4 protein-coding genes are annotated in these 6,242 nt (G+C 55.2%); all 4 read right to left on the bottom strand.

Annotated features, from left to right (window positions below; all coding sequences use genetic code 11):
- The coding region (locus IVB12_RS28905) for a hypothetical protein (protein WP_247304188.1) at positions 1-293 on the bottom strand (293 nt) is incomplete at its 3' end.
- Positions 294-1,106: 813 nt separating this feature from the next.
- Positions 1,107-2,075 carry a glycosyltransferase family 2 protein gene (locus IVB12_RS28900; protein ID WP_247304186.1) on the bottom strand — a complete coding sequence of 323 codons (969 nt, stop codon included), beginning with the start codon at positions 2,073-2,075 and terminating at the stop codon, positions 1,107-1,109.
- On the bottom strand, positions 2,068-3,534 hold the full coding sequence (locus IVB12_RS28895) for a hypothetical protein (protein ID WP_247304185.1): 1,467 nt from the start codon (positions 3,532-3,534) through the stop codon (positions 2,068-2,070). The genes IVB12_RS28900 and IVB12_RS28895 overlap by 8 nt, the downstream gene beginning before the upstream one ends.
- 1,835 nt (positions 3,535-5,369) lie before the next feature.
- The gene (rfbA, locus tag IVB12_RS28890) at positions 5,370-6,236 is read right to left on the bottom strand and encodes a glucose-1-phosphate thymidylyltransferase RfbA (protein WP_247304184.1); all 867 of its coding nucleotides are present in this window, start codon (positions 6,234-6,236) and stop codon (positions 5,370-5,372) included.
- Positions 6,237-6,242: the final 6 nt, after the last annotated feature.

Genomic DNA, 6,242 nt, shown 5'->3' with positions numbered 1-6,242 from the left:
GCCCGCATGAACAGGTTTGCGAAGATTGGAGGCAACCCGACGCGAGGCGCCGAATTCGGCCGCTTTGGTATGGTTTTGGCGCCGATCTTGCAATAGCCGTGTAATCCGCGATAGGCGGAGATAACTTGAGCAAACGCAAACCCGCAACGCTGATAACCGGGGCTAACGGGTTCATTAGCTGGCACCTTGTACTTCCGCGTCAAGGATATGGGCGACTCGTTGAGGTTCGAGGTCATCTTCCAGTTGATCAATGCTGAAACAACTGCTTCACCGGTGTCGACGCCGTGGTTCATTTCACAGCGAGTGTACATTACAATATGATTAGCACGCCGCTCAACCGTAACCGTCAACATCGAGGCATATTAAACTTGGCGCACAGCGCAGCGTCAGCAATGTTCTGGTGCACGGCAGCAGTAACGACGGCCGCACTCTGTTCAGCGAGAACGACGTCCTCACGCCATTTAGACTTCATGAAATGTACAAGACTACCGCCTAGGCAGGTCTCAGGACACTGGCGGGCGGCACCCTCGTGAGGATTACCGGGATCGATCAGGCGACTCCCTTTGTCTATGGCCCAGACCCTGAGGGAAACTTTGCGCTGCTGACGCGAGCGGTGATTTAGGGCTGCCATTGCCCCTTGCTGCGATCGAAACCAACGCTCCCTCTTGAGAACTCAGAACCTCTCGTCATTCATGCCGCGATGACTGGCCGATGCCGCCCATGCGAACAATCTCGAGATTTCTTTAGGGGCAGACAACGAGCAGGAAGGAGGCAGACCTAAGCTCAATCCGATCCCGCTTGTGACCCGATCGATGGTCTAAGCGCATTGTTCGGCTTGCAATCGCTCTCCCTCGACGATAGCTTACATAGGCACAAAGGCCGCTATTGCAGCACCAAGTTCTTCGGCCATGGAAACGTTATGTGTTCCCAAAGCAGCCAGAAATTACGATTGGTCTTCGCTGCGATCGCGCTAATTTTTGCATGGTTTATAACTGCCGTCCTGACGTATGACGATGATCCTCAGATCGCCGCCAAATTGGACAGACTTCGATAGCTTTCCAATAACGGCCGGTTAGATGACATGCCGTTCAACGTCTTGAATTTAGTTATCGGACCTGCCCTGGCGCTGACTCGTTATCACATGGCGCCTCGACAATCTCGTCAATGACCGCGTATGGGTGCTTGTTCACTTCATCGAAGATGCGCCAAGTATACTCGCTGATTACACCCAGCATCACGATAATCAGACCCAGAAGGAATGAAATGAGCGCTGCAAGCGTGGCGAATCCAGGCAGCTCGATCTTGCCAATTAATGCACTAACCACGACCAGTGCGCCGTAACTAAAACTCGCAACGGACACCAGCAAACCGATAGAGGAAATGATTCGCACAGGCGCGAACGAGAACGAAAAAATCGAGTCGATCAGCAATTTCCATTTCTTGCCGAACGTCCAGCGCGATTTCCCGTGCTTCCGCGCGAGACGCTTATACTGGATCTTCTCGGGAGCAAAACCCAGCCAGAACGGGAATAGCGGAAAATTGACGTGCTTCCCGCTCTGGCGCAAGTAAGGCACGAAGACCTTGTCCATCAAAGCCAGATCGAACCCCTGCTGCGGGTAGGACGGCGCCACGAATTTACGAAGCAGCTTGTAGTATACGGCCGAGAACATCTTCGTGCCCAGCGGGTCGTCGCGGTCGGTGCGTTCGCAAATGACGTACTTCTTGCCCTTGAGCCAATGGGCAACCATCTCCGGGATCAGGTCGGGCGGATCCTGCAGATCAGCAGCCAAGAAGAGAAAGGCGTCGCCAGAAAGGTGATCGATGCCCACTTTGACGGCGCTGATCGCGCCAAAATTGCGTGCGAGCTTGATCACCTTGGTGGCCGGCCGGGCAAGCTTGAATTGTCGCAACAGCGCCAGCGAATTGTCGCCAGAACCATCATCTACGAAGATGAGTTCAAGCTGGACGCCCTGCTCCTCAAGCTTACTTTCAACGTAGCCGAGCTTGCCGAAGAGATCCGGCAAGGCTTGCTCATTGAAGTAGACCGGCACGACAACGGATACAATCTTAGCCATCACGACTTAGCCCAGGAGATGATTGAACTGGTAGCTTGCGCAGCAAAGCAGCAATTCCAATACTGCAAAGCAGCGTCACCGCCAGAAATACTTGATACATCTGGTTCGACATCCAGGGGCCCGTATACATATAGAGCATTTGGTCGGGAAAATTCTGGAAGTCGCCAGTCCAGAGACCGACGTTGATGCGAAGCCAGCAGCGCGACAGAATGAGTCCCATACCTGCAATGGAATAGGTGAACCACCAATCGATCCGATACTGCTCATCGAGCTGGTGGAGAACCTGGCAGACCAGCACGATCAGCACCGGCCACGCATTCAGGAATTGGCGGGATTCCGAGCCGATCGAAAGCGCTGCAAACAACATCGTGAATAGCGTGAGTCCAAGTCCTTCGCTCCATGCTACAGCGGCGACGCGACGCCACAAAAACACGGCCAACAGGTAGAACGGACCGTAGTGCATTGCGTGGGCGACTGCGTTCACGAGCGGATTGGCAAGCGACGCCTGAGTGAGCAGCCCGATGTACCGGACGATCGTGAGCGGCCCCGGCGAGTGGTCCGAAAAATAGCTAGTCAGCCATTTAACTGCGACTACGAGCACCAGCGCGGCAACAATCGCACGCCAGTCGACACGCCGCAGCGCGCGCAGTCCCGCCGGCACATTGATCAGCGGAAGCTCGGCCAGATAAAGATATCCACCATAGAGGAGCGCACATAGTGGCAGAAGCATCAGCTTGAGCTCAGTCGTGCCGGGCGTTTGGCGGAGCCCCTTCACGAAGTAGAGCCATCCCGACAGAACAAGCAAGAAGAGACTGTTGGCTAGCGCGAGCACGTGTGCATGGCGCGGGATAGGCCCAGCCTCCAATTTAGTATGACCAAAAGCGATCAAGAGAAACGAACCATAGATCATCGTGGGCCAGACGAAGCCGGACACTAAGCTGAGCAACCAGAGAATCTGCAGATAGCCGCGCAGATAAGCCCAGATGATGGCTAGACCCAGGACGTATCCCGAGATGTCGGTCAATGTCGGATTGTAGGAAAGATTGGTTAGAACTGCATAGTTGAACAGGAATCCGGAGACTGCCAAATAGGCGATGTTGCGTCGCCAGCCATAATGGCGCGCAATAGACAACATCAACGCAATGCCGCCGCATAGAAGCGCGCAGTTGAGGACAAAGAACGCGCGAATGACTCCCGTCGGAGAGCCGATGTCGTAGTGCAACCACTTGCTCAGAAAGTGCACGACCAGCGACGGCAGTATGCGACCCACATAGTATTCGGAAAGGTCGTTTTTGCGCAAAACCTCGAGCGTATCGCGCTGAGCCCAGTCAGCGTAGGCCGCCCCGTCCCAGCCAAGACCTTCATTATGCTGGATCCGCTCCCCGTGGTAGAACCAATAGACGAAAAGAAGGCCACACCCCAGCAGGACAAATAGCGCCATGAGGTCGTGAACGTCCAAGCGCCTCCTGTAACCTTTATCACTAGCTCTCATCGATCGACCATAAATCCTGCTCTTTGCCGCGCCCTCACAATGCGATGCCTCTCTGATCCTGAGAGATGGGAGGCGGCGTGACAAGCGTGAGCATGCAGGAGGAGGCCTCTCAAATGCGGCGGCTAGCCTTTACCTGCATTGCAGGGTAAACGAAGTGGCGAGGCTTCGTCTTTACTTCTCAATCTGCCTCCGTTCAACCGGAATGAAGTCGAAATCATGTTTAGAAACTGGGGCGCGAAACATCAATCGGCTGGCTGCTTTCTTGTATCTCATCGGCGTTCTCAACTAAGACAGCGGACTTTGGACATCCAAGACCGGAAATGCATCGATGTCGCTCGCGAGCCCGCTCAGGCGGTACCTACGCTGGCTATTTTGGCTTGTGGGCAACCAACCATCCGGCGTCGCAAGGGGCTTCTTCAGGAGAGCGATGTCGACGCGCTCCATAAATGGATGGCCGACGAATTGGAAAGAGCCGGACTCACGTCGATGCGTTGCAATATTGCGCTAGCATCTCGAGCATCGTCGAGCGATATCGCCAGCCCACGCCACGGGGCGAAGCCGCGCTAGGCATAATCGCTGATCTCCTGACGTATTCTCCCATCTACGCAAACGGGAGCGTGTTGATACGCGACAAGCCATCAGATCTCGAGGCAGCCGCCGCTGCAAGCATGCGCGAGCTCTGTTCGAGGTTACAGTCTCGATACGCTCGTTCGAGAACTTTTTGCCGCTCGCAGAAGCCGCACGCTGCACTGCGTGAATCTGCAAAAATCCCTTCTCACAGAGCGAGCCTAGTCATATGCCTCCTCGGGTGCTAGCGACACTCTGTTGGCTGTCACTCGTACAGGTTCGACGCTCCTAGATTACATCCCCATTCATCAAGAAGCGAAGCTGTGGCAGTCATCGCCGCGATGTCCTAGATCGCCATTGCTATGTTGCGTCGACAAAGTTCAGCTTCGGCTTGTTTACCATCATGACTCCATTCCTTTAGATCATTATCCTTTCAGATTTACCTAGATCACCAGCTCGTGCGCTTCTCTGCTTACGGCACGAAGTCGGTTCGCCTAGCCGCTAGTCCACGCGATCGACATATCTCTGAGCGCATACTACCGCTCATCTTCCCGTCCCATCTCGGGGGGGCCAGCTTAGGCTCGCACTGCTACTGATGCGTACGCGTCTGTCCAATCACGTTGAGCAATGTGCCTCCTGGCCGCCTGCACTTCTGCTGCGGCTGTGGTCCTGGTCCAATTTTCGGGTCAGGCCAACCTCTCCTGCTGCCCCTAGTTGCCGTCGTTCTCATTTTAGCAAATCTGCTCGCAGTGGGACCGGCTGATTGTCGGAAGAGTATTCGAGTCAACATCCCATGTTCACCATCCTGTCGAGCGCCCTGGACGTCTACAGTTCACTTTTTTCGACCCAACCTCGCATCTACTTCCGCCAAATACCATTCTCTTGAAGCCGGTGATTACCTATCCTTGCGCTGGGTCGCTTCCAGTGGTGATGCAAAACACCTAGGGGCTGGGCTACAAGAATGCTCGTTCTTGACGGAGAGGAATCATAGCCTCAGTTTGACCGACCTCGACATGAGCCATGCAGGGCCATTTTCGCCATCGCCAACTAAGCGTCTCCCGGTTCATTTCTGCGTCAACCGGGCGCTGCTGACTCAAGGCTGGTGATCCGGTTTTTCCGTTGAGTGGCTGAGACGACGGCAGATCGGTGAGATGACCCTCAAGTGCGGAACCAGTAACGACCGTCGGACCAGCCGATTCGTGACTGTCTTCGCTTTCGCAAGGATCGCTGCGCGCTCAGGTATGCAGAAGATTACGCAGGTACGACGCGTAGTCACCCTTGCCCATTTGAAATGCCAGTCGCTCGAGTTGAGCCCGATCGATATAACCCTGGTTGAACGCCACCTCCTCGGGGCAGGCGATGCGGAAGCCCTGCCTCTTCTCGACCGTCGCGACAAACTCCGCAGCATCGAGCAAGCTCTCGGGTGTCCCCGCGTCAAGCCAGGCGAAGCCACGTCCCAGTCGCTCAACGTGCAACTGCTCACGATCAAGATAGAGTTTGTTTAAATCAGTGATCTCGAGTTCTCCCCTGTTCGAAGGCTTGATAGTCGAAGCCAAACTTGCGACCTGTTCGTCATAGAAATAGAGACCTGTGACAGCGAAATTCGATTTGGGCTTCAGCGGCTTTTCCTCAATGGAGCGAGCCTTGCCGCCTTCACCGAATTCTACCACGCCGTAGCGGTTCGGATCCGCCACCTGATAGGCGAAGATCGTCGCGCCGTTTGTCCGGCCCGTAGCGTTAGCCAGCAACCGGTGAAGCCCCTGACCGAAGAATATGTTGTCGCCCAGAATGAGCGCCGAGCGGCTACCCTGAACAAATTCAGCACCGATGACGAACGCCTGCGCAAGACCACCCGGCGTCGGCTGCTGCGCATATGAAAGTGACAGGCCCCACCGGTTGCCATCGCCAAGCAGGGCTTGGAATTGAGGGAGATCGTGCGGCGTCGAGATGATCAGAATATCGCGGATGCCCGCGAGCATCAGAGTCGTGAGCGGATAATAGATCATCGGCTTGTCGTACACGGGCAACAACTGCTTCGAGGTTACCAGAGTCATTGGATACAGCCGCGTGCCACTGCCGCCAGCAAGAATAATTCCTCTCAAGGTGGC

This window comes from Bradyrhizobium sp. 179 (assembly GCF_023073535.1).
GTDB lineage: Bacteria > Pseudomonadota > Alphaproteobacteria > Rhizobiales > Xanthobacteraceae > Bradyrhizobium.
This window is presented reverse-complemented; position numbering and strand designations above follow the sequence as displayed.

Excerpts from the sequence above, each read along its gene's own strand:
- IVB12_RS28900 (WP_247304186.1), bottom strand. The coding sequence starts at position 2,075 with ATGGCTAAGATTGTATCCGTTGTCGTGCCGGTCTACTTCAATGAGCAA.